This window comes from Roseateles violae (assembly GCF_030410485.1).
In the GTDB taxonomy this organism is placed as follows: Bacteria; Pseudomonadota; Gammaproteobacteria; order Burkholderiales; family Burkholderiaceae_C; genus Roseateles_D; species Roseateles_D violae.
Genome location: NZ_JAUHHC010000003.1, coordinates 496,803 through 521,056, shown reverse-complemented (window position 1 = coordinate 521,056; position 24,254 = coordinate 496,803). Strand labels below are relative to the sequence as shown.

General features: G+C 69.2%; 25 protein-coding genes. 10 read left to right on the top strand and 15 right to left on the bottom strand.

The window, feature by feature from the left end; all coding sequences use genetic code 11:
- Positions 1 to 182 precede the first annotated feature (182 nt).
- Entirely contained in the window at positions 183 to 1,448 is a 1,266-nt protein-coding gene (tyrS, locus tag QWJ38_RS12790; RefSeq protein WP_290359464.1) for a tyrosine--tRNA ligase, read from the top strand.
- A 1-nt stretch (position 1,449) separates the two neighbouring features.
- On the opposite strand, the gene QWJ38_RS12785 is transcribed toward tyrS, so the two are convergent.
- Complete coding sequence (locus QWJ38_RS12785) at positions 1,450 to 2,352, bottom strand: 5'-nucleotidase (protein WP_290359463.1); 903 nt, start codon at positions 2,350 to 2,352, stop codon at positions 1,450 to 1,452.
- Between the two features lie 60 nt (positions 2,353 to 2,412).
- On the opposite strand from QWJ38_RS12785, the gene QWJ38_RS12780 reads away from it, so the two are divergent.
- Together QWJ38_RS12780 and QWJ38_RS12775 are read left to right on the top strand one after the other, a co-directional pair.
- Entirely contained in the window at positions 2,413 to 2,736 is a 324-nt protein-coding gene (locus QWJ38_RS12780; protein ID WP_290359462.1) for a hypothetical protein, read from the top strand.
- A 20-nt stretch (positions 2,737 to 2,756) separates the two neighbouring features.
- Positions 2,757 to 3,107, top strand: a complete 351-nt coding sequence (locus QWJ38_RS12775) for a 2OG-Fe(II) oxygenase (protein ID WP_341850501.1) — start codon at positions 2,757 to 2,759, stop codon at positions 3,105 to 3,107.
- A 135-nt stretch (positions 3,108 to 3,242) separates the two neighbouring features.
- Here QWJ38_RS12775 and gspF read toward each other — a convergent pair whose 3' ends face one another.
- The 11 genes from gspF to gspG all read right to left on the bottom strand — a co-directional run bounded on the left by gspF (position 3,243) and on the right by gspG (position 13,894).
- A complete protein-coding gene (gene gspF, locus QWJ38_RS12770) occupies positions 3,243 to 4,451 on the bottom strand; it encodes a type II secretion system inner membrane protein GspF (RefSeq protein WP_290359461.1) in 1,209 nt (402 codons plus the stop codon).
- A gap of 82 nt (positions 4,452 to 4,533) precedes the next feature.
- Complete coding sequence (gene gspE, locus QWJ38_RS12765) at positions 4,534 to 5,955, bottom strand: type II secretion system ATPase GspE (protein WP_290359460.1); 1,422 nt, start codon at positions 5,953 to 5,955, stop codon at positions 4,534 to 4,536.
- Positions 5,956 to 5,957: 2 nt separating this feature from the next.
- Positions 5,958 to 8,210, bottom strand: a complete 2,253-nt coding sequence (gspD, locus tag QWJ38_RS12760; protein WP_290359459.1) for a type II secretion system secretin GspD — start codon at positions 8,208 to 8,210, stop codon at positions 5,958 to 5,960.
- The gene (gspN, locus tag QWJ38_RS12755) at positions 8,207 to 9,061 is read right to left on the bottom strand and encodes a type II secretion system protein N (protein WP_290359458.1); all 855 of its coding nucleotides are present in this window, start codon (positions 9,059 to 9,061) and stop codon (positions 8,207 to 8,209) included. Before gspN ends, gspD begins: the two co-directional genes overlap by 4 nt.
- Positions 9,058 to 9,588: a type II secretion system protein M gene (locus QWJ38_RS12750; protein WP_290359457.1), complete on the bottom strand. Its 531-nt coding sequence runs from the start codon at positions 9,586 to 9,588 to the stop codon at positions 9,058 to 9,060. Before QWJ38_RS12750 ends, gspN begins: the two co-directional genes overlap by 4 nt.
- Positions 9,585 to 10,862 (bottom strand): type II secretion system protein GspL, encoded by a 1,278-nt coding sequence (gspL, locus tag QWJ38_RS12745; RefSeq protein ID WP_290359456.1) that lies wholly within the window; start codon positions 10,860 to 10,862, stop codon positions 9,585 to 9,587. The genes QWJ38_RS12750 and gspL overlap by 4 nt, the downstream gene beginning before the upstream one ends.
- Positions 10,863 to 10,930: 68 nt before the next feature.
- The gene (gspK, locus tag QWJ38_RS12740) at positions 10,931 to 11,887 is read right to left on the bottom strand and encodes a type II secretion system minor pseudopilin GspK (protein WP_290359455.1); all 957 of its coding nucleotides are present in this window, start codon (positions 11,885 to 11,887) and stop codon (positions 10,931 to 10,933) included.
- A complete protein-coding gene (locus QWJ38_RS12735; protein WP_290359454.1) occupies positions 11,884 to 12,621 on the bottom strand; it encodes a PulJ/GspJ family protein in 738 nt (245 codons plus the stop codon). The genes gspK and QWJ38_RS12735 overlap by 4 nt, the downstream gene beginning before the upstream one ends.
- A 7-nt stretch (positions 12,622 to 12,628) precedes the next feature.
- Positions 12,629 to 12,988, bottom strand: coding sequence for a type II secretion system minor pseudopilin GspI (gspI, locus tag QWJ38_RS12730; RefSeq protein WP_290359453.1), 360 nt, complete (start codon positions 12,986 to 12,988; stop codon positions 12,629 to 12,631).
- Positions 12,989 to 12,996: 8 nt separating this feature from the next.
- Entirely contained in the window at positions 12,997 to 13,467 is a 471-nt protein-coding gene (locus tag QWJ38_RS12725) for a prepilin-type N-terminal cleavage/methylation domain-containing protein (RefSeq protein WP_290359452.1), read from the bottom strand.
- A complete protein-coding gene (gspG, locus tag QWJ38_RS12720) occupies positions 13,451 to 13,894 on the bottom strand; it encodes a type II secretion system major pseudopilin GspG (RefSeq protein WP_290359451.1) in 444 nt (147 codons plus the stop codon). The genes QWJ38_RS12725 and gspG overlap by 17 nt, the downstream gene beginning before the upstream one ends.
- Positions 13,895 to 13,970: 76 nt before the next feature.
- On the opposite strand from gspG, the gene QWJ38_RS12715 reads away from it, so the two are divergent.
- Complete coding sequence (locus tag QWJ38_RS12715; RefSeq protein WP_290359450.1) at positions 13,971 to 14,588, top strand: hypothetical protein; 618 nt, start codon at positions 13,971 to 13,973, stop codon at positions 14,586 to 14,588.
- Positions 14,589 to 14,596: 8 nt separating this feature from the next.
- Here the strand turns inward: QWJ38_RS12715 and QWJ38_RS12710 are convergent, their stop codons facing one another.
- Positions 14,597 to 15,652 carry a nicotinate-nucleotide--dimethylbenzimidazole phosphoribosyltransferase gene (locus tag QWJ38_RS12710; RefSeq protein ID WP_290359449.1) on the bottom strand — a complete coding sequence of 352 codons (1,056 nt, stop codon included), beginning with the start codon at positions 15,650 to 15,652 and terminating at the stop codon, positions 14,597 to 14,599.
- Positions 15,653 to 15,771: 119 nt separating this feature from the next.
- Positions 15,772 to 17,358: a threonine ammonia-lyase, biosynthetic gene (gene ilvA, locus QWJ38_RS12705; RefSeq protein ID WP_290359448.1), complete on the bottom strand. Its 1,587-nt coding sequence runs from the start codon at positions 17,356 to 17,358 to the stop codon at positions 15,772 to 15,774.
- 280 nt (positions 17,359 to 17,638) lie between these two features.
- Here ilvA and QWJ38_RS12700 point away from each other — a divergent pair, with 280 nt between their 5' ends.
- Positions 17,639 to 18,061, top strand: a complete 423-nt coding sequence (locus QWJ38_RS12700; RefSeq protein ID WP_290359447.1) for an OsmC family protein — start codon at positions 17,639 to 17,641, stop codon at positions 18,059 to 18,061.
- A gap of 12 nt (positions 18,062 to 18,073) precedes the next feature.
- Here the strand turns inward: QWJ38_RS12700 and coq7 are convergent, their stop codons facing one another.
- Positions 18,074 to 18,724, bottom strand: a complete 651-nt coding sequence (gene coq7, locus QWJ38_RS12695; RefSeq protein WP_290359446.1) for a 2-polyprenyl-3-methyl-6-methoxy-1,4-benzoquinone monooxygenase — start codon at positions 18,722 to 18,724, stop codon at positions 18,074 to 18,076.
- A gap of 292 nt (positions 18,725 to 19,016) precedes the next feature.
- Between coq7 and QWJ38_RS12690 the strand changes: the two genes are divergently transcribed.
- The 5 genes from QWJ38_RS12690 to QWJ38_RS12670 all read left to right on the top strand — a co-directional run bounded on the left by QWJ38_RS12690 (position 19,017) and on the right by QWJ38_RS12670 (position 24,252).
- On the top strand, positions 19,017 to 20,039 hold the full coding sequence (locus QWJ38_RS12690; protein ID WP_290359445.1) for a porin: 1,023 nt from the start codon (positions 19,017 to 19,019) through the stop codon (positions 20,037 to 20,039).
- Between the two features lie 177 nt (positions 20,040 to 20,216).
- A complete protein-coding gene (locus QWJ38_RS12685) occupies positions 20,217 to 21,323 on the top strand; it encodes a porin (RefSeq protein WP_290359444.1) in 1,107 nt (368 codons plus the stop codon).
- A 191-nt stretch (positions 21,324 to 21,514) separates the two neighbouring features.
- Positions 21,515 to 22,168, top strand: a complete 654-nt coding sequence (locus QWJ38_RS12680) for a DUF3047 domain-containing protein (protein ID WP_290359443.1) — start codon at positions 21,515 to 21,517, stop codon at positions 22,166 to 22,168.
- Between the two features lie 189 nt (positions 22,169 to 22,357).
- Positions 22,358 to 23,335: an ABC transporter permease gene (locus QWJ38_RS12675; protein WP_290359442.1), complete on the top strand. Its 978-nt coding sequence runs from the start codon at positions 22,358 to 22,360 to the stop codon at positions 23,333 to 23,335.
- Positions 23,335 to 24,252 carry an ABC transporter permease gene (locus tag QWJ38_RS12670; RefSeq protein WP_290359441.1) on the top strand — a complete coding sequence of 306 codons (918 nt, stop codon included), beginning with the start codon at positions 23,335 to 23,337 and terminating at the stop codon, positions 24,250 to 24,252. The genes QWJ38_RS12675 and QWJ38_RS12670 overlap by 1 nt, the downstream gene beginning before the upstream one ends.
- Positions 24,253 to 24,254 lie beyond the last annotated feature (2 nt).

The window sequence follows — 24,254 nt, the reverse complement described above, 5'->3', positions numbered from 1 at the left end:
AGCTCAGGGGCCGGCGTTCGAGAAATAGTGGACGCCAGACGGTCCACTAGAATCGCGGCGGGTCCTCCCCCTTGATTGAGGGTGGATTTCCGCAAAACAGCGCCGAGTATACCGACCCGGTCGCCGCGTCAACGCCAAGAAAACCCGATAAATCAAGGCTTTACCTAGGGCCGAACGCCGCCATGTCCGAATCGCGAACTCCCGACACCGCCACCGCCCAAAACGCCGCTTCGGCCCGCTATCCGGTCACCGACCGGGTGCGCGAGGCGATGGCCGTCTCGCTGCGCGGCGTCGACGAACTGCTGCCGCAGGCGGCCTGGGAGCAGAAGCTGGCCAAGTCCGAGGCGACCGGCGTGCCGCTGCGCATCAAGCTGGGCCTGGACCCGACGGCGCCGGACATCCATATCGGGCACACGGTCGTGCTCAACAAGATGCGCCAGTTGCAGGACCTGGGCCACCAGGTGATCTTCCTGATCGGCGACTTCACCTCGATGATCGGCGACCCCTCGGGTCGCAACAGCACCCGCCCGCCGCTGACGGCCGAGCAGATCCGCGCCAACGCCGAGACCTACTACGCCCAGGCCAAGCTGGTGCTGGACGAGAGCAAGACCGAGGTGCGCTACAACAGCGAATGGAGCGACCCGCTAGGCGCGCGCGGCATGATCCAGCTGGCCGCCAAGTACACGGTGGCGCGGATGATGGAGCGTGACGACTTCACGAAGCGCTTCGCCGCCGGCACGCCCATCTCGGTGCATGAGTTCCTCTACCCGCTGATGCAGGGCTACGACTCGGTGGCGCTGAAGTCCGACCTGGAGCTGGGCGGCACCGACCAGAAGTTCAATCTCCTGATGGGCCGCCATCTGCAGCAGGAATACGGCCAGGAGCCGCAGTGCATCCTGACCATGCCGCTGCTGGAGGGCCTGGACGGTGTCGAGAAGATGTCCAAGTCCAAGAACAACTATATCGGCATCACCGAGGCCCCGAACACCATGTTCGCCAAGGTGCTGTCGGTCAGCGACGAGCTGATGTGGAAATGGTTCACCCTGCTGTCCTTCAGGAGCCTGGACGAGATCGCCACACTGAAGAAGGAAGTGGACGCCGGCCGCAATCCGAAGGAAGCGAAGGTGCTGCTGGCCAAGGAGATCACCGCGCGCTTCCACAGCGCGGCGGCCGCCGAGGCCGCCGAGGCGGACTTCAACAACCGCGCCAAGGGCGGCATCCCGGACGAGATCCCGGAGATCACGCTGGCCGGCGCGCCGCTGCTGATCGGCAAGCTGCTGCTGGGCGCCGGCCTGGTCGCCTCCGGCGGCGAGGCGACGCGGATGATCGAGCAGGGCGGCGTCAAGATCGACGGCGCCACCGTCAGCGACAAAGGCCTCAAGCTGGAGGCCGGGACCTTCGTCGCCCAGGTCGGCAAGCGCAAGTTCGCGCGCGTGACGCTGGCCTGATTCAGCCCGGATTCGCGATGCCGGCCGTCACATGGCCGGCCGGCACATGCATGCTGGCGCTGGCGATATGGCCGGCCTGGTCGTCGAAGAAGAAGTCCGGCTCGAACTCGCGCAGGAACTCGCCCTTGGCCAGGCCGCCGAGGAACATCGCCTCGTCGACCTCGATGCGCCAGTCCATCAGCGTGCGGATCGCGCGCTCATGCGCCGGCGCGCTGCGCGCGGTGACCAGGGCGGTGCGCACGCTCATCGCGTCGCTGCGGTCCTGTTGCAGCCTGTGCAGCGCCTCCAGCACCGGCTTGAAGGGGCCGGCCGCCATCGGCGTGCTGGCATGGGCGAGCTCGTGGCTCTGGAAGGCATCCAGCCCCTCGCGCTGGAAGACCTGCTCGGCCTCGTCGGAGAACAGCACCGCGTCGCCGTCGAAGGCAATGCGCAACTCCTGCGGATGCGCGGCCGAGGCGCGTGCCGCCAGCGGCAGCACGCGCGCGGCCGCAACGCCGGCCTCCAGCGCCGAGCGCACGTCGGCCTCGTTGGCCGAGAGGAAGAGCTGGGCCTTCAGCGGGCGCAGATAGCGCCAGGGACTCTGGCCGCGGGTGAACACGCCGCGCTGGATATTCAGGCCGTAGTGACTGGCCGAGCGGAACACCCGCATGCCCGAGATCGGGTCATTGCGCGACAGCACCAGCACCTCGACCCGCGGCCGCGGCTGGCCGTCGTTGAAAGCCAAGAGCTTCTTTGCCAGCGAGAAGGCGACGCCGGGCTTGGCCGGCACGTCCAGGCGCTGCTGCTGCAGCGCCATATAGGCGCGGTCGTCGCCGGCCTCGAACAGCTCGTTCTCCTCCTCGAAGTCGAAGAGGGCGCGCGAGGAGAGGGCGACGACGAGTTGCCCGTCGAGAGAGGCTGGCATGCGGCCATCATAGAAGAGCGGGCGCCGGCGGCTAATATCGCCGGCCTGGAGGATGCGAGCTTGGATTTCATCGAGGTTTACGAGGGCGTGCTGTCCGCCGAGGCCTGCCGGGCGCTGATCGATCGCTTCGAGGCCAGCGGCCAGGCGCAGCGCGGCAGCACGGCCGGCGGCGTCGATCTGGCGCTGAAGGACGGCTGGGACATCCAGCTCGACGACAGTCCCGGCTGGGCCGACGCCTGCCAGCAGCTCAACAGCGCGGTGCAGTCCGGCCTGGCCGCTTATCTGCGCCGTTATGCACATGCGGCCTTGGCGCCGCTGCAGCTGAAGATGCGGCAGCCTCCGGCGAGCTGGTCCGTATCGACGCCGAGCACGTCGCCGCGATGACGGACGAGACGCTGTAGGGCCTGATCGCCAAGGTCTTCCGCCCGGGCCGCATCAATATCCAGAAATACTTCGGCGATCAGGGCGGCTATCCCTACTGGCACAGCGAGCAGCACCCGACGCCCGGCCCGGGCGAGGGCATGCACCGCGCGCTGCTGTTGACGATCTATCTGAACGAGGGCTTCGAGGCCGGCGAGACCGAGTTCCTCTACCAGCAGCGCAAGATCGCGCCGCGCACCGGCAGCCTGCTGATCGCGCCGGGCGGCTTCACCCACACCCATCGCGGCAACCGGCCGCTGGGCGGGCACAAATACATCGCGACGAGTTGGGTGCTGTACCAGCGGGCCGAGCAGCTCTACGGCTCGGCGCGGTAGAGCTTGGAATTCGAATTGAGGCGCCCGCCGGGCCGCTCCCAAGGGCGCCTCAAGCCGATGTCATTGACGGCAAACGCCGGCCATGATCGGCAATCCCCTCGGGGGATCGCCCAGGTAAACCTGGGCGAGGGGCCTCTACTTCACCCAGGTATTGAGCTGGATGATGGGCAAGAGCACGGCCAGCACGATCATCAGCACGATCGCGCCCATCGCGACGATCAAGAGCGGCTCCAGCAGGGTCGCCGCCGTCATCGCGCGGCGCTGCACCTCGGTGCTCAGCTGGCGGGCGGCGCGGTCCAGCATCTCGGGCAGCTGGCCGGTCTGCTCGCCCAGGCGCGCGAACATCGCCAGGATGCCGGGGAAGCGCTTCTTGCCGGCCAGGGCCGAACCCAGCGGCGCACCCTCGCGCACCTGCACCAGCGCATCGAGCGCATCGGCCCGCATCGCGCTGTTCGACAAGGTCTCGGCCGCCGCCTGCAAGGCCTTCAGGATGGGGACGCCGGCGCCGGCCAGCATGGCCAGGGTGCCGGCAAAGCGCGCCGCGTTGTAGCCGCGCGCCAGGCGCCCCAGCAGCGGCAGGCCCAAGAGGCCCGCGTCGAAGCGCTCGCGAAAGGCCTGGCGCTTCAGCGCCAGCGACAGCGCGACGCCGCCGCCGATCAGCGCCGCCAGCATCGCCCAGCCCCAGTGGCGGACAAAGTCGCTGAGCGCCAGCATCGCGACCGTCAGGCCGGGCAGCGCGCGCTTGGAGCTGGTGAACACGGTGGCGATCTGCGGCACCACATAGCTGAGCAGGAAGATCACGATCGCGACGGCGATCAGCGAGACGATGGCCGGATAGGCCATCGCGCCGACCAGCTTGGCGCGCAGGTCCTGGCGATCCTCCAGATCGTCGGCCAGCTTCTCCAGCACCTGGCCCAGGGCACCGCTCTGCTCGCCGGCGGCAACGACGCCGCGGTAGACCTCGTCGAACTCGCGCGGCGCCGTGCCCAGCGCGCGCGCGAACGGCGCGCCGGCATTGACCTCGGCCTTCAGCTGGGCCAGCAACTCGCGCTGGCGGGCATCGTCGCTCTCGTCGGCCAGCGCGGTCAGCGCGCGCTCGATCGGCAGGCCGGAGCCGACCAGGCCGGCCAGCTGCCGCGTCCAGACCGCCAGCGCGGTGGCGCTGAACACGCGGCGCTTCAGGCCGCCGGTCTGCAGGCCCTGCTGCTGCACCGGCTGCACCGACAGCGGCACCAGCGCCTGCGTGCGCAGCATCGCGCGCGCAGCGCGCGGGTTGTCGGCCTCGATCAGGCCGCTGCTGGCGCGGCCGGCATTGTTCAGCGCTTCGTACTTGTAGGCGGGCATGTCAGCGCCCGCCCGGCCGCCCCGAAGGGCGCTGAGAGCCCCCGCGGGGGGCAGTGAACGAAGTGAGCGTGGGGGCCATCATTTATTCGCGTGTCACGCGAAGGACCTCTTCGGCCGAGGTGATGCCCCGCGCAACCAGGCGCTCGCCGTCCTCGCGCATCGAGCGCAGGCCCGCCGCGCGGGCGGCGGCCAGCAGCTCGCTTTCGGCGGCCTTCTGGTGGATCAGCTCGCGCACCTGCTCGTTGGCGATCATCAGCTCGTAGACGCCGGTGCGGCCCTTGTAGCCGGTCTGCGCGCAGTCGGGGCAGCCGACCGGGTGGTAGCGACCCTGCTCATCCACCCGCTTGCAGACCGGGCAGAGCTTGCGCACCAGGCGTTGCGCCAAGACACCGAGCAGACTCGAGCTCAGCAGGAAGGGTTCGACGCCCATATCGGTCAGGCGCGTCACCGCGCTGGGCGCATCGTTGGTGTGCAGGGTGGCCAGCACCAGATGGCCGGTCAGCGAGGCCTGGATCGCGATCTGCGCGGTTTCGTAGTCCCGGATCTCGCCGATCATGATGACATCGGGGTCCTGGCGCAGGATGGCGCGCAGGGCCTTGGCGAAGCTGAGGTCGATCTTGCTGTTGACCTGGGTCTGGCCGATGCCCGGCAGCTCGTACTCGATCGGGTCCTCGACGGTCAGCACATTGGTCGTGCCGGTGTCGACCGTCTGCAGCGAGGCATAGAGGCTGGTGGTCTTGCCCGAGCCGGTCGGGCCGGTGACCAGCACGATGCCGTGCGGCTGCTGCACCAGGCGCTTGAAGGCGGCCAGCACGTCGCCGCTCATGCCCAGGCCTTCCAGCGTGAACTTCGATTCGGTCTTGTCCAAGAGGCGCAGCACCGCGCGCTCGCCATGGGCCGAGGGCAGGGTCGAGACCCGCACGTCGATCGCGCGGCCGCCGATGCGCAAGGAGATGCGGCCGTCCTGCGGCAGGCGCTTCTCGGCGATGTCCAGCTCGGCCATGATCTTCAGGCGCGAGATCAGCGCCGCGTGCAGGCCGCGGTTCGGCTGCACGACCTCGCGCAGGCTGCCGTCGACGCGGAAGCGCACCGAGCTGGCGCGCTCGTAGGGCTCGATATGGATGTCGCTGGCGCCGTCCTTGGCCGCCTGCGTCAAGAGCGCATTGAGCATGCGGATGATCGGTGCGTCATTGGCGGCCTCCAGCAGGTCCTCGACGGCCGGCAGGTCCTGCATCATGCGGCTCAGGTCCACGGCGCTCTCGACCTCGCCGACCACCACGGCCGCGCTCGACTCGCTGCCGGCGTAGGCGGCATTGATGCGCTCGGCCAGGCTGGCGCGCGCCTCCTTCTCGAGGCGGTCGATCGCATACAGGCGCTGCACCTCGGACAGGGTCGACAGCGCGACCTCGGGCGCGGCCCACAGCACCAGGCTGCTGCCGTCGTCCTCCAGCAGCACCGTGTGCGCCTTGGCGAAGCCGTAGGGCAGGGGGTATCGGACGGCCATGGTCAGGGGCGCTGCGGCTGCTGCTGCGAGGGCGGCAGCTGGGTGGCCGGCGGCGGCGCGGGCAGCGGCTGCAGCGGGGCGGTCGGCGCCGGCGTGCTGGGCGGCAGCACCGGGGCGCCGGTGTCGGGCAGGATGAAGCTCGGCGCCGGCTGCGAGCCCTGCTGCAAGGCGCGGATCGCCTCGTAGCGGTCCAGCGTCAGCTGGTCGGCGGTGGCCTGGGTGCGCATCACGACCGGACGCAGGAAGACCATCAGATTGGTCTTCACGCGCTTGCGGCTCTCGCTCTTGAACAGGCTGCCGATCACCGGGATGCTGCCCAGGCCCGGCACGCGGTCGTCGCCGTCGCTGTACTCGTCCTTCAAGAGGCCGCCCAGCACGATGATGGAGCCGTCGTCGACCGTCACCGTGGTCTCGATCGCGCTCTTGTCCGTCGTCGGGCCATTGACGCTGCTGGCCGTGCTGGCGACCACCGAGGAGTTCTCCTGGTAGACCGTCATGCGGATCGTGCCGCTCTCGCCGATCTGGCTGCGGATGCGCAGGGTCAGGCCGACGTCCTTGCGGTCGACGGTCTGGAAGGGGTTGACCGAGCTGTTGCCCGAGCCGGTGTTGGTGAAGGAGCCGGTCACGAAGGGCACGTTCTGGCCGATGACGATCTTGGCCTCCTCGTTGTCCAGCGCCACCAGGTTCGGCGTCGACAGCACATTGGCGCCGCTCTGGCCCTCGAGGAAGTTGGCGATCGCGCCCAAGGTGTAGAACTCGCCGATCTTCTTCAGCACGCCGATATTGAGGCCGGTCGGCGCCGCGCCCAGCTGGCTCAGCGCCGTGATGACGCCGGAGCGGCCGCCGGCGATGGCCACCGAGTCGTTGATGATATTGGCCGTGCCGCTGCCGAAATTGGTGCCGGCGCCCGGAATCGACGAGTCGCCGCTCTTGCCCCAGAGGTTCTGCCACTGCACGCCGAACTGCCCGGCCTTGGCGACGTCGATCTTGACGATCATCGACTCGACGAAGACCTGGGCGCGGCGGCCGTCGAGCTGGTCGATGACCGCGCGCACCTGGCGGTACAGCGGCTCGGGCGCGGTGATGATCAGCGAATTGGTGGCCGGATCGGCCTGCACGAAGCCGCCGGTCGAGGGGCTGGGCGAGGCGGCCACCGGCGTCGTCGACGCGGCGCTGGCGGTGCTGCTGCTGCCGCTGCCCAGGTTGCCGCCGGGCGTGGTGCTGCCGGCCTGCAGCCCGCCCAGCGAGCCGCCGCTCAGGCTGCCCGAACTGCTGCTGCCACCGCCTGCGCCGCCCGCGCCGCCGCCAAAGGCCGCACGCAGCACGGTGGCCAGCTTGGACGCATCGGCGTTCTTCAGATAGACGACGCGGATATTGCTGGCGTTGTCGGCGCCCGGCTGGTCGAGCTTCTCGACGATGGCGCGCACGCTGGCCAGCCGCGCCGGATTGCTGGCGCGCAGGATCAGCGAGTTGCTGCGCGGATCGGCCAGCACCGACAGCGCCGCGCCGCCGACGCCCGGCGCGCCCGGCGCAGCGACCGCGCCGCCGCCCTCGCCGAGTTTTTGCACCAGCGCCGCCAGATCCGAGGCGATCGCATGCTTCAGCGGCACGACCTCGATGTCGGTGCTGCCGGGCGTATCCATCGCCGCGACGATGCGGCCGATGCGCTGCAGGTTCTCCGCGTAATCGGTGATCACCAGGCTGTTATTGCCCGGGTTGGCGTTGATCGTGTTGTTGGGGCTGATCAGCGGCCGCAGCACGGCCACCAGGTTGTTCGCGTTCTCGTGATTGAGGCGGAAGATCTGCGTGATGATCTGGTCGCCGCGCTGGCTGCTGCTGCCGAGGGACACCGAGCCGGTCTGCAGCTTGGCGTCGGCCTCCGGCACGACCTTGGACAGGCCGCCGGCATCGACGACGGTGAAGCCCAGGCCGCGCAGCGCCGCCAGATAGTTCAGATAGGCCTCGCGCACGCTGACCGGCTGTTCGCTGTAGAGCGTGATCTGACCCTTGACGCGCGGGTCGACGATGAACTGCTTGTCCATCATCACGCCGATCGCGCGCGTCACCGCCTCGATATCGGCATTGACGAAGTTCAGCGTGACCGGCGTGGCCGACTTCAGCGCCGGGCCGCGCGTGGTGCCGGCCGGCTTCGTCTGCGCCAGCAGCGGACCGCCGGGCAGCGAAAGCGCCATCGCCAGCAGCGACAAGCCGATTTGCCGGCCCGGGCGCGGGCTCTTCTCGTTCTTCATGCTCATCCAATCGAAATGACGGACCGCGCGCCCTGGCGCCGTCCGATGATGTTCAGGAGATTGTCCAGCGCCGCCTCGCGGCCCGGCGCGGCCGTGGCCTCGCCGGCGAAGCGCGCCTTGCCGCCGACGCCGCCGATGCTGCCCTGGCCGGACAGCAGCAGCGCGCCGTCCAGCGTGCTCAGGCTCAGCCGGCTGGAACCGGCGCCGCCCGGATCGGCGGCGACGCTGAGGCGGTAGCTGCCCAGCGGCGCGACGGTGGAGACGCGCGAGCTGAGGTTCAGCAGGTCCAGCTCCAGCTGGCCGAACTGGCGCCAGCGGCCCTCTACCCGCTCGAGGCGGAAGTCGCGCGCGGCCAGGCGCAGCGAGCCGGCCGGCTGCAAGGTGTTGAAGGGCGTGCCCAGGCCGGCCAGCCAGCCGGCCGGCCAACGCGCCAGCCAGTCGGCGCCATTGGCCACCGCGATCTCGAAGCGGCCCAGACCCGGCTTCAGCGCCAGGCGCAGCTCGCCATTGATGCAGCAGTCCTGGCGCGCGATGAGGCCCAGGCCCAGGCCCTGCAGCTGCACGGTCCAGTGCAGGCGGCCGGGCAGGGCGCTGGCATCGCGCGCGCCGGCGCCGCCCGCCAGCACCAGCACGCCGCTGCCGTTCCAGAGGCTGCCGCGCGTCTCGGTGATCAAGAGGTGACCCTCGCTGGCCCGCGCCACGCCCTGGGCCAGCCAGCTGGCCGGCGCAAAGGCAAGCAGCGCCGCCAGGCCGCCCAGCGCCGCGCCGGCGATCGCCCAGCGGCGCGGCGCGCGCTGCGGCTCGGCCTCGCGCGGGGCCGCAGCGGCGGCGGTGCTGCGGCCGAAAGGGCTTCTCATGGTGCCGGCACCCCGCTCAGCGCCAGCACGAGGGTGCCGCTGAAGCCTTGCGGGCCGCGCTGCAGCTGGGCGCTGATGACGCGCGCGCGCGCCGCATTGCGGACCTCGCCGAGCCAGGCCTGCAGGGCCGCGCTGTCGACGCCGGACAGGGTCAGCATCGCGCGGTCGCCGCTGATGCTGAGCCGCGCGCCGGCGCCCAGATGGCTGCTCGCCGCCTGCAGCGCCTGGGTCGCCTGCGCGGGGGCCACCGGCGGCGTCGCGCGCAGCTCGCGCGCTTCCTGCGCCAGGCCCTGCATGTCCTGCAGCTGCAGTTCCAGTTGCTCGAGCCGCGCAGGTGCCTGGCGCAGCGTGCGCCAGGCCGGCTGCACGGCGACCAGCCAGACCAGCAGCAGGCCGATCGCCGCGGCGCCCAGCTTGAGCAGCAACTGCTCGCGTTCGTCGAGCGCCTGGAAGCGGGCCTGCAGCGGCTGCAGCTGGCGGGCCAGCGCCTGCCAGCGTGCGGAGGCGGGGTTGGGTGTGCGCATCATGATGTCTTGGCGGCGGCGCGCGGCGCGCGGCGCAGGGTCATGCGGCCCTCGGCGCTGTCGAGCTGCCAGCCCTCGCTCTTCAGCTGGCTGCGGAATTGCTCGATCTGCGGCTCGTTCCAGCCGCTGCTGGACAGCACCAGCCGGCCCGGCTCGAAGGACAGCGCGTCGACCGGCCCGCGGCCCGGCGGCCAGGAGCTGGCCGCGGCGGCCAGCAGGGTTTCCAGATCGTCGTCGCCGGCGCGGCCGGCGCTGGCGCGCAGCGCCTCGGTCTCGCGGCGCATCTGCACCGGCGCGTCCAGCACCGCACGCACCTGCGGGTAGGTGGTCTGCAGGGTGCTCGTCAGCGCGCTGCGCTGCTGCTGCAGCTGGCGGTTCTGCTGCCAGGCAAGCAGGTTCAGGCCCAGCAGCTGCACGGCGACCAGGCCGGCCAGGCCCCAGCGCACCGGCCGCCATTGGCGCTGCATCAGCTCGCGCCAGAACTGGCGCAGCGTGCGCAGGCCGCGCGTGCGCGGCGCCAGCTCGAACTGGCGCAGATCCCAGCGACCGTCGATGACGGCCAGCGCGCGCTGTTCGGGCGTCAGCGCGCTGACCGCCACGCCGAGCCAGCGCTCGGCCTGGGCGGCGGCGGTCGGCGTCGCCGTCCATTGCGTGCCTGCCTGCTCCAGCGCCGGCGCCAGCAGCGTGCGGGCCAGTTCGCCGGCCAGCGGCAGGCTGGCGACGCCCTGGCCGTCGCTCCACTGCAGCAGCAGGGCGCTGTCGCCCTCCTCGCCGACCTCGGCATCGGCCGCCTGGAAATGACCGCGCGGCGGCGTGCCGGGCCAGCTCAGCGGCGCGACCCGGTCGACGAAGACATGGGCGGCCTCGAGCCGGGCCAGATGCTGGGCCAGCCAGGCGCGCGAGCAGACGGCGACCCAGGCCGCAGCGCCGCCGGCCGCGCCCGGCTCCAGCGCGAAATGCAGGCCCTCGGTGTCGTCCAGCAGGCTCTCCTCGAGCAGGCCGGCCAGCGCGGCGCGCATCTGGCGGCCGGCGCGCGGCAGCTCGACGCGCTGCCAGCCCAGATCGGTCTCGGCGGCGATCGCGATCACCGTCGTTGCGCGCGGCAGCGCGGCCACCGGGCGCGGGCCCTGGTCGACGATCTGGCCGGCGGCATCGACCAGCACATGGTCGTAGACATCATCGCCCGCCACGCCGCGACCGCTGCCCTCGGGCATGAGGAGGCGGCCCTGGGCGCGCAGACGGCTGCGCGGGGGCAGAAACAGCAGCAGAGTACTCATCGGACGTGGAGCCTAGCCCATTCTAGAAGCTGGGTGATTGCGGGATTGCCAGGGCATTCGCTCTGCGCTCAAGGCTCCAGCATGCGGTTGATGTGCTGGCGTTCCAGCACGGTGATCTCGAGGCCGCGGCGGCGCACCAGCGAGCGGTCTTCCAGCACGCGGCCGTCCAGCCGCAGCCGCCCGCTGACGATGAAATGGCTGGACTGCACCGAGACGCGCTCGGAACTGATCACCGCGTCCTCGGGCAGAAAGCTCTTGGCCGCCTGCGGCTGGGTCAGCGGCGCCTGCTGGCGCGCCTGCACCAGGCGCTCGGCCGAGGCCAGGTCCATGCCCTCGAACAGCGCGGCGATCACCTCGCGCGGCGCGGTGTTCAGGTTCACCGGCGTCGCCGTCGGCAGCAGGATCAGCAGCGGGCGCAGGCGCGCGATGGTGTCGGCATCGAGCCCGAACCAGGCCAGCTGCTCGATGTCCTGCGGCGGCAGCGGCTGGCCCTCGCGCGCGGCCTGGGTGTCGAAGGCGCTGCGCAGGCCGCTGATGATGCGGCTGGCCGTGTCGCGCGGCGCGCCGGCGATCTCGCACAGGCGCTCCAGCACGCGCTGCTCCTGCGCCGGCACCTGCTCGCCGCCGAGCAGCAGGCGCAGGTTGTAGCGCGCCTGCGCGTCCTCCATGCTGCCGGACAGAAAGGCCTCCGGGCCGTCGTCAGCGCCGCCGCTGTCGCCCCCGCGGGCCTGTTCGGCGGCCAGAAAGGTGGACAGCCGCGCCTCGGCCAGCGGCACCGCCCAGACCTCGCCCAGATGATCGAGATTGGCGCTGGCGCGCGCGTCCTCGCGCAGGATCAGCCTCGCCCAGTCGAGCGCGCCCTGCAGGATCCAGCCGGCCTGGGCACGGGCGCGCTCGGCCGCCTCGATCTGCACCGCCCGGTACTGGCGCCAGACCATGGCCGCGGCCAGGGTGGCGACCAGGCTGACGATGATCATGGCGACCAGCAGCGCGGCGCCGCGCTGGCGCGTGGCGAGGTGGCTCATGGCTGCGGCTCCAGCACGATCTGGCGCAGCAGAGGACCGGCGAAGCCGCTGCTGTCGGCATCGAACTGCAAGAGCATGCGCACGCCGCTGGGCAGGGCAATGCGCTGCTGCTGCGCCGGCGCGCCCGGTCCCGGCGCCGAGGCGCCCGAGGCCGGCGGCGTGGCCGGGGTCACCACGCTGCTGCTGCCGATGAGGTCGCCGCTGGACTGGGCATTGCTCCAGCCATTGCCGCGGTAGAAGAACACCTGCCAGCCGACGACGCCGTCCAGCGTACGCAGCGGCTGCGGCTGGTCGGGCGGCGGCGGCAACTGCTGGCTGCGCAGAAAGCTGTCCTGCAGCGCGGCCACCGTCTGCTGCACCGGCCCGGCCCAGCGGTGGAGACCGCCGTCGCGCACGCTCCAGACGACCATCTGCAGGCCCTGCGGCTGACGCCGCGTCAGGCGCAGATTGGCGCCGTCGAAGGCCAGCGCCGGCACCACGCCGCTGTCCTGCAGCGCGCGCAGATCGGCCTCCCACTGCCCCATCACCGCCTGCAGCCGCGTGCTGTGGTCCAGATTCGCCTGCGCGATGTCGCGCGTGCGCAGCAGCGCGTCGATGCCGCGCCAGGCCAGCATCGCCATCGTCGCCATGATCACCAGCGCGACCAGCACCTCGACCAGGGTGAAGCCGGTACTCCGGTTCGCCCAACCCCCTCGCGGGGCTGGCCAAGCTACGCCTTGGACGAGGGGTTCCATCTGCATCTCAGTATCGGCTGACGATGGTCGACAGGCTCAGCTGCGGCCGCCCGTCCTCGTCGGCGATCAGCGCGTCGACGCGGCGGAAGTTCGGGTTCGGGGTCGCCCGCACGCGCAGCTGGCCCTGGTAATGCTGACCCAGCTGATCGCAGCCGAACTCGCTGTCGCCGATGCCGGGGAACTGCTTGGACAGGCGCAGTTCGCCGAGCTCGTTGTCGGCGCACCATTGGGCGGCCGCGACGCTGCGCAGCCGCGCCGCGTTCTCGCTCAGGGCGCCGGCCGCCTTGATGCCGGCGCCCAGGCTGATCGCGACGATCACCAGGCCGACCAGCACCTCGATGAGGGTGAATCCGCGCGCCGAAGGCATGGCCGTCCTCATTGCTCGGCCGCGACCGGCGCGACCTGGAAGGGGCCGAGCCCGTCGGTCGTCAGGGCGATCTGCTGCGAGCCCAGGCTCAGCCGCAGCTGCTGCGCGCCGATCAAGGGCTCGGGGCCGAGGCTGACCGTGCGCCGGCCCTGGGCGATCAGCACCGCCGGCGCCTGCGCGTCGAGCCAGCGCCCCGGCAGGGCGACGCCGGGCGGCAGGCCCTCGAAACGGAACTGGTCACCCGAGGCCTCGTCGGGCGGCAGCGGCCGCCACTGCACCTCCAGGCCGGCGGCGCGGCCCTCGGCGCGGGCGGCTTCGAACAGGGCGGCCAGGCGCTCGGCCTCGCGCTCCAGCCGTGCGGCGGCCGGATCGCGCAGGGCCAAGCTGACCGTCGCGGCCGCGATCGCGATCAGCGCGACGACGACCAGCAGCTCGATCAGCGAAAAGCCGCCGGGACGGCGGCTACTGCCAGGAGCCAATGTCGGCGTCCTTGCCTTCGCCGCCGCTGACGCCGTCGGCGCCGAAGCTGTAGACATCGATTTCGCCCTTCACGCCCGGGTTCACGTATTGATAGGGCCGGCCCCAGGGGTCGTTGGGCAGCTTCTCGACATAGGGCTTCCAGTTCGGCGGCGGCGTGCCGGCGGTCGGCCGGCGCACCAGGGCCTCCAGGCCCTGCTCGGCGCTGGGGAAGCGCTGGTTGTCGAGCTTGTACAGCTTGAGCGCCTGCATCAGGTTGTTGACGTCGGTGCGGGCGGCGGTGACGCGCGCATCGTCGGCGCGATCAAGCACATTGGGCACGATCAGCGCGGCCAGCACGCCGATGATGACGAGCACGACCAGCAGCTCGATCAGCGTAAAGCCGCGGCCGCGACGGCCGGGCAGGGGACGGGAGACGGGAGTGGGCATGGTCGGCATCGGGTGGGCTGAGGGTGCTGCGCGGCGCTCGAAGCGGGGACCGCGGCGCCTGAATCATAATCGGCCGATGCTTGCGCGATTGATGGCTTTTCTGGTGTGGGGTCTGCTGGCCTGCAGCGGCGTTTATTGGATGCTCCAGCTGCTGGCGCGGCCCTTGCCGACGCAGGCGCCGCCGGTGGCCGAGCGCGGTGCCGCCGCGGCCGATCTGAGCCGCCTGCTCGGTGCGGCGATCGTCAGCGCGCCGGAGGCCGCGCCGGCGCCGGCCGAGGAGGCGCGCTTCAAGCTGCTGGGCGTCGTCGCGCCGAAATCGGCCCAGGCCACCGCCGCCGGCGAGGGCGTCGCGCTGATCGCCGTCGACGGCGTCGCGCGCACGGTGCGGGTCGGCGCCGCGGTCGATGGCGAGTTGCGCCTGCTGGCCGTCGACGCGCGCTCGGCGCGGCTGGGCCGCGAGGGCGGCAGCAGCCTGAGCCTGCAACTGGCGCCGCCGACTTCGGCCAATACCGGATCGCTGCAGCCGGCCGTGCCCTCGTCCACCATCCTGGGCGGCGCGCATGGCCAGCCGCCACCGGGGCTGCCGCCGCAGGTCCAGCCGCAGCCGCCCATGATGCCGGGCGTGCCGACGAATCCGCAGGAAGTCCAGCCGCAGCAGCAGGACGGCGCCCGCTCGCAGTCGGTGGCGAGCTAGAACGGCGCTCAGGCCGTCGCCGGCGACTGCGAGGGGCCGGCGACGCGCGCCTCGGCCAGTTCGTGCAGATCGGTCAGCAGCGCCGCGGCGCTGCGCAGCATCGGCCAGGCCAGCGCGGCCCCGGTGCCGTCGGCGCAGTCCATGCCCAGCTCCAGCAGTGCCGAGGCGTGGAACAGCGCCAGCGCCTCGTCGAGGCCGCGGTGCACATGGCTGCGGCAGAACACCGCGTAATCGGTCACCGGCGCCGCAATGCGGGCGGCGATCTTCAGCGCGGCGCAGGCGGTGATGCCGTCGACGATGATCAGGCTGCGCTTGCTGGCGGCGACCAGCATCGCACCCACCATCACCGCCGTCTCGAAGCCGCCGAAGGCCGCCAGCACCTCCATCGGATCGGCGACCTCGCGATGGCGGCTCTGTGCGCCCTGCAACACGATCAGCAGATGGGCCAGATCGTCCTGCGGCATGTCGGGGCCGGAGACGACGAAATCGCGCACCGGGCCGTCGACCAGGCGCGCCAGCACCAGGGCGGCGCTCTCGGCCGAGCCCTGGCCCATGCCGGCGCAGGCCAGCACATTGCCGGGCAGCTTGTCGGCGATCTCCATGCCGACGCGCACGCCGGCATGGGCCTGCTCCATCGTCATCGCTGCGCCGACACGCGAGTTGCGCGTGCCATGGGCGATCTTGCGCGCCAGCAGCCGCGTGTGCGGCGGCAGCGATTCGGCGATGCCGCAGTCGACGATGCTCAGCTGCAGACCCTGCAGGCGGGCAAAGACCGAGACCGGCAGCTGGTTCTGCAGCGCCATCTGCGCCTGCTCGCGGGTGCTGCGTCCCCATTGGGCGCCGACGCCGTCGACGACCAGGCCGTGGTCGGCGGCGAACAGGGCCAGCACCGGATCGCGGAAGCGCGGCGTCAGGCTGTTCTGCACCAGGCCCAGTCGCACCGCCAGCGGCTCCAGCTCGCCCAGGCCGCCGGTAATCGCCGCGCGGCGGTCGATGCGCTCGCGCAGCGCCTTTTCCAGTTCCGGATTGGCGGTCGGGGAGATCAGGGATTGCTGGAGCGGCATGGACGGTCGCCTGGTCTGCAAATCGATGATGTTGAGGCAAGGGCCGGAACGGTGATTCTGTCGCGCGCGGCGCCGGCCGCGCATCCGCACTTGCCCTTTTCCGGCCGCAGCCTCCCCGCCTAGCGCAGGAAGCGCTGGTAGACCGGGTTGGCGCTTTCGTCCTCGTAAGGGTAGTTCAGGTTCTCCAGCCAGTCGCGCAGCGCCGCCGTGTCGCCGCGCGGCACCTGCAGTCCGACCAGGATGCGGCCGTAGTCAGCGCCCTGGTTGCGGTAGTGGAACAGGCTGATGTTCCAGTCCGGATGCAGGCTGGACAGGAATCGCATCAGCGCGCCGGGCCGCTCGGGAAAGATGAAGCGGTACAGGCGCTCGTTCTTGGCCAACTCGCCGCGACCGCCGACCATATGGCGCACATGCTGCTTGGCCAGCTCGTTGTCGGTCAGGTCCAGGGTCTCGAAGCCGCTCTTGGTGAAGGCGCGCGTCAGCCTGGCCGATTCCTCGCGCTTCTGCGTCGCGATGCCGACGAAGATGTGCGCCTGCTCGGCATCGGCGATGCGGTAGTTGAACTCGGTCACGCTGCGCGGGCCCAGCAGCTCGCAGAAGCGCTTGAAGCTGCCGCGCGCCTCGGGGATGGTGACGGCGAACAGCGCCTCGCGCTGCTCGCCGACCTCGGCCCGCTCGGCGACGAAGCGCAGGCGGTCGAAGTTCATGTTCGCGCCGGAGGTGATGGCGATGAAGGTCTTGCCCTTGCAGCCGGTGTCGGCGACGTACTGCTTAATCGCGGCCACGCCCAGCGCGCCGGAGGGCTCGAGAATGCTGCGGGTGTCCTCGAACACGTCCTTGATCGCCGCGCAGGCGGCATCGGTGTCGACGGTGACGAAGCCGTCGACCAGCGCGCGCGTGATGCGGAAGGTCTCCTCGCCGACCAGCTTGACGGCGGTGCCGTCGGCGAACAGGCCGACGTCGTTGAGGGTGACGCGGCGACCGGCTTCGACCGAGCGGATCATCGCGTCCGAGTCGCGGGTCTGCACGCCGATCACGCGGATCTCCGGCCGCACCGCCTTGATATAGGCGGCCACGCCCGAGATCAGCCCGCCGCCGCCGATGGCGACGAAGATGGCGTCGATCGGGCCCTGGTGCTGGCGCAGCAGTTCCATCGCGATCGTGCCCTGGCCGGCGATCACGTCGGGATCGTCGAAGGGATGGACGAAGGTCAGGCCCTGCTCGCGCGCCAGCTCCAGCGAATGGGTGTAGGCCTCGGTGAAGCTGTCGCCATGCAGCACGACCTCGCCGCCATGGCTGGCCACCGCGTCGACCTTGACCCGGGGTGCCGTCACCGGCATCACGATCACCGCGCGGCAGCCGAGCTTCTTGGCCGACAGGGCGACGCCCTGGGCATGGTTGCCGGCCGAGGCGCAGATGACGCCGCGTGCGCGCGCCTCGGGGCTCAGATGGGCCATCTTGTTGTAGGCGCCGCGCAGCTTGAAGCTGAACACCGGCTGCTCGTCCTCGCGCTTGAGCAGGACCTTGTTGGCGACGCGCTTGGAGAGGTTCTTGGCCGGCGTCAGCGGGGTCTCGACCGCGACGTCGTAGACCTTGGCGTTCAGGATCCGCTGCAAATAGCTGTTATCGCTGACGACGAGTGCCGGGGCGCCCGGCGCGGCGATGCTTTTCTTCGTGCTCTTGTCGCGGGCGGGGCGGCCGGCCATGAGGCTCTCCAATGCAATGCTGTTGCGGCGCAGCATGATATGCCAGGCCCGGAGAGGCGAAAAAAAGCCCGAGATCTTGCAATCTCGGGCTGAATCCACCATGGAGGCGGTGGAGGAGACAAACGGTGCGTGCTCGGACGACGTCCTTGGACGCCGCGCGATTTGTACGCATAAGTAGAATTTTAGACCGAGGCATTGCTGCGCTGCAATATTTTCTCGTGAATAGTTCTTGAGTTTTGGCTCTAGGACGCGCCGGAATCACGTTTTTGGAGTTCGTCTTATGGAATGCACGATCAATTGGATGGGTGCCGAGGGCATGGCCTTCGTCGCCGAGACCGGCAGCGGCCATCTGCTGACGATGGATGGGGCGCCCGACGGCGGCGGTCGCGATCTGGCACCGCGGCCGATGGAGACGGTGCTGGCCGGCACCGGCGGCTGCACCGCTTATGACGTCGTGCTGATCCTGAAACGCGGCCGCCACGATGTACGCGGCTGCCAGGTCAAGCTGACGGCGGAACGCGCGCCGGTCGAGCCCAAGGTCTTCACCGCCATCCACATGCACTTCGTCGTCACCGGCTGCGGCCTGAAGCAGGAGGTGGTCGAGCGCGCGGTCGCGCTGTCGCACGAGAAGTACTGCTCGGCGAGCATCATGCTGGCGAAGATGGCGGCCATCACGACCTCGGTGGAGATCGTCGAAGGCTGAACGCTCGAGTAATTAAATATGGTGGGCGGTGCGCGTCATCACGCGCGCTGCCATCCGCATCAGGCCCTTGATCGGTGCTGGCAAGGTCTGCGCACCGGCCGCTACCGCTTCCTCGGCATGGCGGGCCTCCTCGTCCTTCATCTGCGCGACGATCGCGCGCGAGGCGCGGTCGCCGCCGGGCAAGCGGTCCAGATGGCCGGCCAGGTGCTGTTCGACCTGGCGCTCGGTCTCGACGACGAAACCGAGGCTGATGCGGTCGCCGGCCAGGCCGGCCAGGCTGCCGATCGCGAACGCGCCGCCATACCAGAGTGGCGTCAGGAGACTGGTGTGCGTGCCTAGCTCCTTGACCCGTTGCCGGGTCCAGGCCAGATGGTCGAGTTCTTCCTTGGCTGCCTGTTCGAAGTGCGCCCGCAGCTCGCGATTGCGGCTCAGCAGGGCCTGCGACTGGTAGAGCGCCTGCGCGCAGACCTCGCCGACATGATTGACGCGCATCAGCGCCCCGGCCAGCCGGGCCTCTTCCGGCGCCAACTCGGGCCTTTCCATATCGGCGGCCGGCGAGGGGCGCGCTGCCGAGGGCGCGCCCAGCACGGTCCGCAAGCCATGATCGAGGCTGGACAGCAGGCGGTCGGCAGGCGAGAGCGAAGAAGAGGGGCTGGATTTCATGCGGATGGGTGCCCGGATCGGCGGCACTGCGTGCGGTTTGAAGCCGATTCAGTTTACGGCCGTCGCGACTTCCTGCACCGCATGGATGGAAAGTACTCTGCGCAATATGACAAGTTTGTGTTACGCACATTGCGTTGTCATCGGGCAACGCAAACCCCTATTTACTTGTTATGCCCTCCCCAAATGCGCTTTGGTCTGGTGCAATAGGCCCAACTTCCGCTGAGGGGGTTGGCCCGGCGTGCCCCCATGGGTATTGCGAATTGGGACCACATTGAATTTCAAGGAGTATCGAATGAAGAAATCTCTCGTTGCACTGGCCGTTCTCGGCACGCTGGCCGGTACTGCCGCTGCGCAATCGTCGGTCACGCTGTTCGGTGTCGTTGACCTGGCCGCCCGCTACAACAAGGCCAATGGCCAGTCGATCAGTTCGCTGGCGAGCAGCGGCAGCAGCAGCAGCCGTTTCGGCTTGCGCGGCACCGAAGAACTGGGTGGCGGCCTGAAGGCGGGCTTCTGGATCGAAAGTTCGCTGGGTGCCGACACGGGCTCGGCCGGTGCCACCGCCGATGGCGTGACCCGCTTCTGGGACCGCCGCGCGACGGTCAGCCTGTGGGGTGATTTCGGTGAGGCCCGTCTGGGTCGCGCCAAGACCTCCGAGCGTCTGGTGATCGATGACTTCGACCCGCACTCGACGACCGGCATCGGCGATATCACCCGCGTGTATTCGGTGCTGGGCAGCGGCGCGCAGAACATCAATCGCTCCGACAACCAAGTCGTCTACAACCTGCCGGCGAACCTGGGCGGCTTCTACGGCGGCGCCGATGTCGCGGCCGGCGAGGGCACCGATGGCAAGAAGTACTATGGCGGCCGCCTCGGCTACAAGGCTGGCCCGATGCACTTCGCCGGGGGCTATCAGCAGACCGATGCCCGCGGCTCGAAGTTCAAGCTCGGCTCGCTGGCTGGCGCCTATGACTTTGGAATGGTGCGCGCCAGCCTGCTGTACACCAAGACCAAGTTCAATGCTGCTGACCAAGACATCTACACGGTCGGCGCGATCGTGCCGATCGGCTCCGGCGAGTTCAAGGCCTCGTACACCAATGCCAGCGCCAACAGCGCGGCCAACGCGGTCGGCGTCTACGATGCCCAGCACTTCGCCCTGAGCTACACCTACAACCTGTCCAAGCGCACTGCGCTGTACACGACGGCTGCCATCATCGAGAACGATGGTCGCGGTACCTTCTCGCTCGCCGGTTCGCCGACGATGGCTCCGGGCGGCCGCTCGGGTGCTGTTGATGTGGGTGTCAAGCACAGCTTCTAAGCCGACGACTGAGTCATCGCGCTCATCAAGGCCGCCTTCGGGCGGCCTTTTTCATTCCACCCGGTCGCCGAGGTGACAGGGTTAGCTCTTGTTGGCTCAGTGCAACATCGTCGTCGCGCAGCAGGGGGACTTGCTTGAGAATGGTGCGGTTCACCCCTCATATAGCAGGAGACATCGATGAAAAAAGCAGCTCTGGCCCTGAGCATTCTGGCCGCCAGCACCTCCGCAGCCTGGGCCCAGTCCAGCGTCACGATTTATGGCATCGTCGACGCCGCTGTGCGTCTGTCGACCAATGCCGGCGCCACGGCCGCCACGAATGGCGAGTCGATCACCTCGGTGGTCCCCGGCGGTATGTCGCAAAGCCGTCTGGGCTTCAACATCACCGAAGACATGGGTGGTGGCCTGAAGGCGATCGCCAATATGGAGCATCGCTTCAACTCGGATACCGGTGCCGCTTCGGCTGCCGATTTCTGGCGTCAATCCTGGGTTGGTCTGCAGTCCTCCGAATGGGGTCGCGTGACCATCGGTCGTCAGTACAACGTGCTGTTCGATGCCTACACGCCGACCTACTCGTCGTTCCGCTACTCGCCGTACATCGAGGCGTTCAAGCCCGAAGTCGGCTTCTCGCTGGGCGCTCGTAACGACAATATGGTGAAGTACCTGATCGAGGTCGGCGGCTTCCGCGCCGAGGCCCAGGTCAGCGCCGGTGAAGGCAACGCGACGACGGTCGGCGCCAACGGCAAGTCGATGGGCGGTCTGCTGCGCTATGCAACTGGCGAGTTCGCCGCTGCGGGCGCCTATCTGCAACTGGAAGATACCGCTGGCAAGAACGTCAAGGGTTGGACCGTTGGTGGTTCCTGGAGCAGTGGTCCCTGGTACGTCAATGCAAGCTGGGGCCGCAATGAGTTCGAAACCGGCTTCAATCCGACTCTGAACATCACCTTGCTCGGCTCGATCGCCGGCGCGCTGACGACCAAGACGCCGGTGGCGACCGGTGGTGCCGGCGATGAGCGTGACATCTATATGGCCGGTTTCACCTATCAGATGACCCCGCAATGGAACCTGGGTCTGGAATACTGGCATACCAAGCAGGACGGCCTGGGTGCCAGCACCGCCGCCGACGGCAAGACCGACAGCCTCGCCTTCGTTGCCGACTACGCCTTCTCGAAGCGCACCGATGCCTACCTCGAAATCGACGGCACCAAGGTCGGTGGCAACCTGATGTTCGCCAACGGCGCCAGCAAGCGTCAGAACTACATGATCGGCCTGCGTCACCGCTTCTGATGCAGCGGCCGGATCCGGCGGCGTGGTCCTGACCACGCCGCCGATTCGAGCAGACGACCGATGGATCGGGCCGCCTCGCGGCCCGATTTCTTTTTGATGCGATGAAATCATTCTTGCGCTACTCCGGCCTCGCCCTTTTAGCGGCCGCGCTGAGCGGCTGCGCTGCGCCTCAGCAAGCGGATCCGCTCGAGATGCCGGCGCCACTGGCCGCCTGGTCGTCCCGCGATCTGCCCGGCAAGCGCTCGACGCAGTATTCCTATGCGCGCCGCGGCGAGCGGCCTTGCGTGCTGGCGCAGGCAAGCCGCTCGGTCAGCCTGTGGCGGCGCTCGCTGCAATTGGCGCCGGAGCGCATCGAGGCCCTGCAGTTCGACTGGTGGATCAGCGGCCATGATGCCGGCGCCAGCGTGACCCGCGCCGACACCGATGATGCGCCGGCCCGCCTGCTGCTCGGTTTCGATGGCGACGAGGCCAGTCTGTCGGCGCGCAACCGGATGCAGTTCGAGCTGGCGCGCGCGCTGACCGGAGAGGCGCCGCCCTATGCGACCCTGATGTACGTCTGGGACGCGCAAGCCGCACCGGGCACCGTCGTTGTCAGCAGTCGCAGCGACCGCATCCGCAAGATCGTCGTCGGCTCGGGCAGCGGGGGGCATGGCCAATGGCAGCGCCTGCGCCGCGACGTCGTGGCCGATTACCGCCTGGCTTTCGGTGAAGCGCCAGGCCGGCTGATCTCGATGGCCTTGATGACCGACGGGGACAACACGGGCAGCCGTGCCGAAGCTTGTTACGGCGATATCCTCTTGCTCGACGCAAGCCAGCAACCGCTCGATGGCAGCCTGCAGCTCTGATCGATCGAACGATCAGGGCTAACCCCTTTGTCTGCCTGCGGCGACTTCGCCATGATGGCGCTTCGCTGTGTGTCAGCCCCGCGGGATGGCCTGGAACATGCATGGGAGACGGCTCAATGATGATGATGCTGTCGTCGCGTGCCGCAATGCGCGCAGCCGAGCAGTAGCAAGCCCCGAACTCCCGACTCGATGCTAGTTTTCATTCTTCGCCGTCTTGCCCAAGCGATCATCGTGATGCTCGCGGTGGCCTTCATCGCCTTCATGCTGTTTCAGTATGTCGGCGACCCGGTCACCAACTTGCTGGGCCAGGATGCGACGCAGGAGCAGCGCGAGGCGCTGCGCCGCGATCTGGGGCTCGATGCGCCGTTCCCGGTGCAGTTCGCCAACTTCATCGGCAATGCGGTGCAGGGCGAGTTCGGCCTCAGCCTGCGCCAGGGCCGCAAGGTGTCCAGCTTGATCGTCGAGCGCCTGCCCGCGACGCTGGAACTGGCCGTCGTGGCCGGCCTGATCGCGCTGTGCGTCGGCATCCCCTTGGGCGTCTACGCGGCCTTGCGTCGCGGCCGCGCTAGCTCGCAGCTGCTGATGATGCTGTCATTGCTGGGCGTGTCGCTGCCGACCTTTCTGATCGGCATCCTCCTGATCCTGATCTTCGCTGTCTGGCTCAAATGGCTGCCCAGCTTCGGCCGCGGCGACGTGATCGCCTTCGGCAGTTGGACGACCGGACTCCTGACGGCCGACGGCCTGCGCCATGTGCTCTTGCCGGCAATCACGCTGTCGGTGTTCCAGCTGACCCTGATCATGCGCCTGGTCCGATCGGAGATGCTGGAGGTGCTGCGCACCGACTACATCAAGTTCGCGCGTGCCCGTGGCTTATCCAACCGCGCCGTCTATTTCGGCCATGCGCTGCGCAACACACTGGTGCCGGTGATCACGATCACCGGTCTCCAGCTGGGTTCGCTGATTGCCTTTGCCATCATCACCGAGACGGTATTCCAGTGGCCGGGTATGGGCCTGCTCTTCATCCAGGCGGTGCAGTTCGCCGACATCCCGGTGATGGCGGCCTATCTGTGCCTGATCTCCTTCATCTTCGTCAGCATCAATCTGCTGGTCGACATGTTGTATTTCGCGGTCGACCCCCGGCTGCGCATCGAGGGCAAGGCGCACTGATGGCGACGACTTCCGCGCTGACCAGATTCTTCGACGGCGACGTCTGGCATTCCTTCCGTAGCTCCCCGGTGGCGATGCTGGCCGCCGTGATCGCCTTCGTCTGCGTGTTCTGCGCCGCCTTCGCCGAGTTCGTCGCGCCGCACAACCCCTTCGATCTGGCCTCGCTGGAGCTGATGGACGCCCGCCTGCCGCCGGCCTGGATGGACGAGGGCTCGCGCAAATACCTGCTCGGCACCGACGACCAGGGCCGCGACATCCTGTCCGCGCTGATGTACGGCGCGCGCATCTCGCTCTTCGTCGGCCTGGCCTCGGTGCTGCTGTCGATGCTGATCGGCGTCGGCCTGGGCCTGCTGGCCGGCTTCGTCGGCGGCCGCGTCGACGCCTTCATCATGCGCATCTGCGACGTGATGCTGTCCTTCCCGTCCATCCTGGTCGCCCTGCTCATCGATGGCGTCGGCCGTGCGATCTTCCCGAACGCACACGACACGCTGGCCTTCATGGTGCTGATCCTGGCGATCTCCTTGACCGGCTGGGTGCAGTACGCGCGCACCGTGCGCGGCTCGACCATGGTGGAACGCAGCAAGGAATATGTGCAGGCCGCGCGCGTGATCGGGGTCAGCCCCTTGCGCATCATGCGCAAGCATGTGTTGCCGAACGTGCTGGGCCCGGTGCTGGTGCTGGCGACGATCCAGGTGGCCTCGGCCATCATCACCGAGGCGACCTTGTCCTTTCTCGGCGTCGGCGTGCCGCCGACCAGCCCGTCTCTGGGCACCCTGATCCGTGTCGGCAACGACTTCCTCTTCTCCGGCGAATGGTGGATCACGATCTGGCCCGGCGTGATGCTGGTGCTGATCGCGCTGTCGGTGAACCTGCTGGGCGACTGGCTGCGCGATGCGCTGAACCCGCGGCTGCGTTGATA

Coding starts and splice junctions, on each gene's coding strand:
- QWJ38_RS12690 (WP_290359445.1), top strand. CDS start 19,017: ATGAAGAAATCTCTCGTTGCACTGGCCGTTCTCGGCACGCTGGCCGGT.
- gspN (WP_290359458.1), bottom strand. CDS start 9,061: ATGAGAAGCCCTTTCGGCCGCAGCACCGCCGCCGCTGCGGCCCCGCGC.
- gspF (WP_290359461.1), bottom strand. CDS start 4,451: ATGCCCGCCTACAAGTACGAAGCGCTGAACAATGCCGGCCGCGCCAGC.
- QWJ38_RS12675 (WP_290359442.1), top strand. CDS start 22,358: ATGCTAGTTTTCATTCTTCGCCGTCTTGCCCAAGCGATCATCGTGATG.
- QWJ38_RS12785 (WP_290359463.1), bottom strand. CDS start 2,352: ATGCCAGCCTCTCTCGACGGGCAACTCGTCGTCGCCCTCTCCTCGCGC.
- QWJ38_RS12735 (WP_290359454.1), bottom strand. CDS start 12,621: ATGGAACCCCTCGTCCAAGGCGTAGCTTGGCCAGCCCCGCGAGGGGGT.
- gspL (WP_290359456.1), bottom strand. CDS start 10,862: ATGAGTACTCTGCTGCTGTTTCTGCCCCCGCGCAGCCGTCTGCGCGCC.
- gspK (WP_290359455.1), bottom strand. CDS start 11,887: ATGAGCCACCTCGCCACGCGCCAGCGCGGCGCCGCGCTGCTGGTCGCC.
- QWJ38_RS12700 (WP_290359447.1), top strand. CDS start 17,639: ATGGAATGCACGATCAATTGGATGGGTGCCGAGGGCATGGCCTTCGTC.
- gspG (WP_290359451.1), bottom strand. CDS start 13,894: ATGCCCACTCCCGTCTCCCGTCCCCTGCCCGGCCGTCGCGGCCGCGGC.
- gspI (WP_290359453.1), bottom strand. CDS start 12,988: ATGCCTTCGGCGCGCGGATTCACCCTCATCGAGGTGCTGGTCGGCCTG.
- QWJ38_RS12680 (WP_290359443.1), top strand. CDS start 21,515: ATGCCGGCGCCACTGGCCGCCTGGTCGTCCCGCGATCTGCCCGGCAAG.
- QWJ38_RS12750 (WP_290359457.1), bottom strand. CDS start 9,588: ATGATGCGCACACCCAACCCCGCCTCCGCACGCTGGCAGGCGCTGGCC.
- ilvA (WP_290359448.1), bottom strand. CDS start 17,358: ATGGCCGGCCGCCCCGCCCGCGACAAGAGCACGAAGAAAAGCATCGCC.
- QWJ38_RS12710 (WP_290359449.1), bottom strand. CDS start 15,652: ATGCCGCTCCAGCAATCCCTGATCTCCCCGACCGCCAATCCGGAACTG.
- tyrS (WP_290359464.1), top strand. CDS start 183: ATGTCCGAATCGCGAACTCCCGACACCGCCACCGCCCAAAACGCCGCT.
- gspE (WP_290359460.1), bottom strand. CDS start 5,955: ATGGCCGTCCGATACCCCCTGCCCTACGGCTTCGCCAAGGCGCACACG.
- QWJ38_RS12670 (WP_290359441.1), top strand. CDS start 23,335: ATGGCGACGACTTCCGCGCTGACCAGATTCTTCGACGGCGACGTCTGG.
- gspD (WP_290359459.1), bottom strand. CDS start 8,210: ATGAGCATGAAGAACGAGAAGAGCCCGCGCCCGGGCCGGCAAATCGGC.
- QWJ38_RS12715 (WP_290359450.1), top strand. CDS start 13,971: ATGCTTGCGCGATTGATGGCTTTTCTGGTGTGGGGTCTGCTGGCCTGC.
- QWJ38_RS12685 (WP_290359444.1), top strand. CDS start 20,217: ATGAAAAAAGCAGCTCTGGCCCTGAGCATTCTGGCCGCCAGCACCTCC.
- coq7 (WP_290359446.1), bottom strand. CDS start 18,724: ATGAAATCCAGCCCCTCTTCTTCGCTCTCGCCTGCCGACCGCCTGCTG.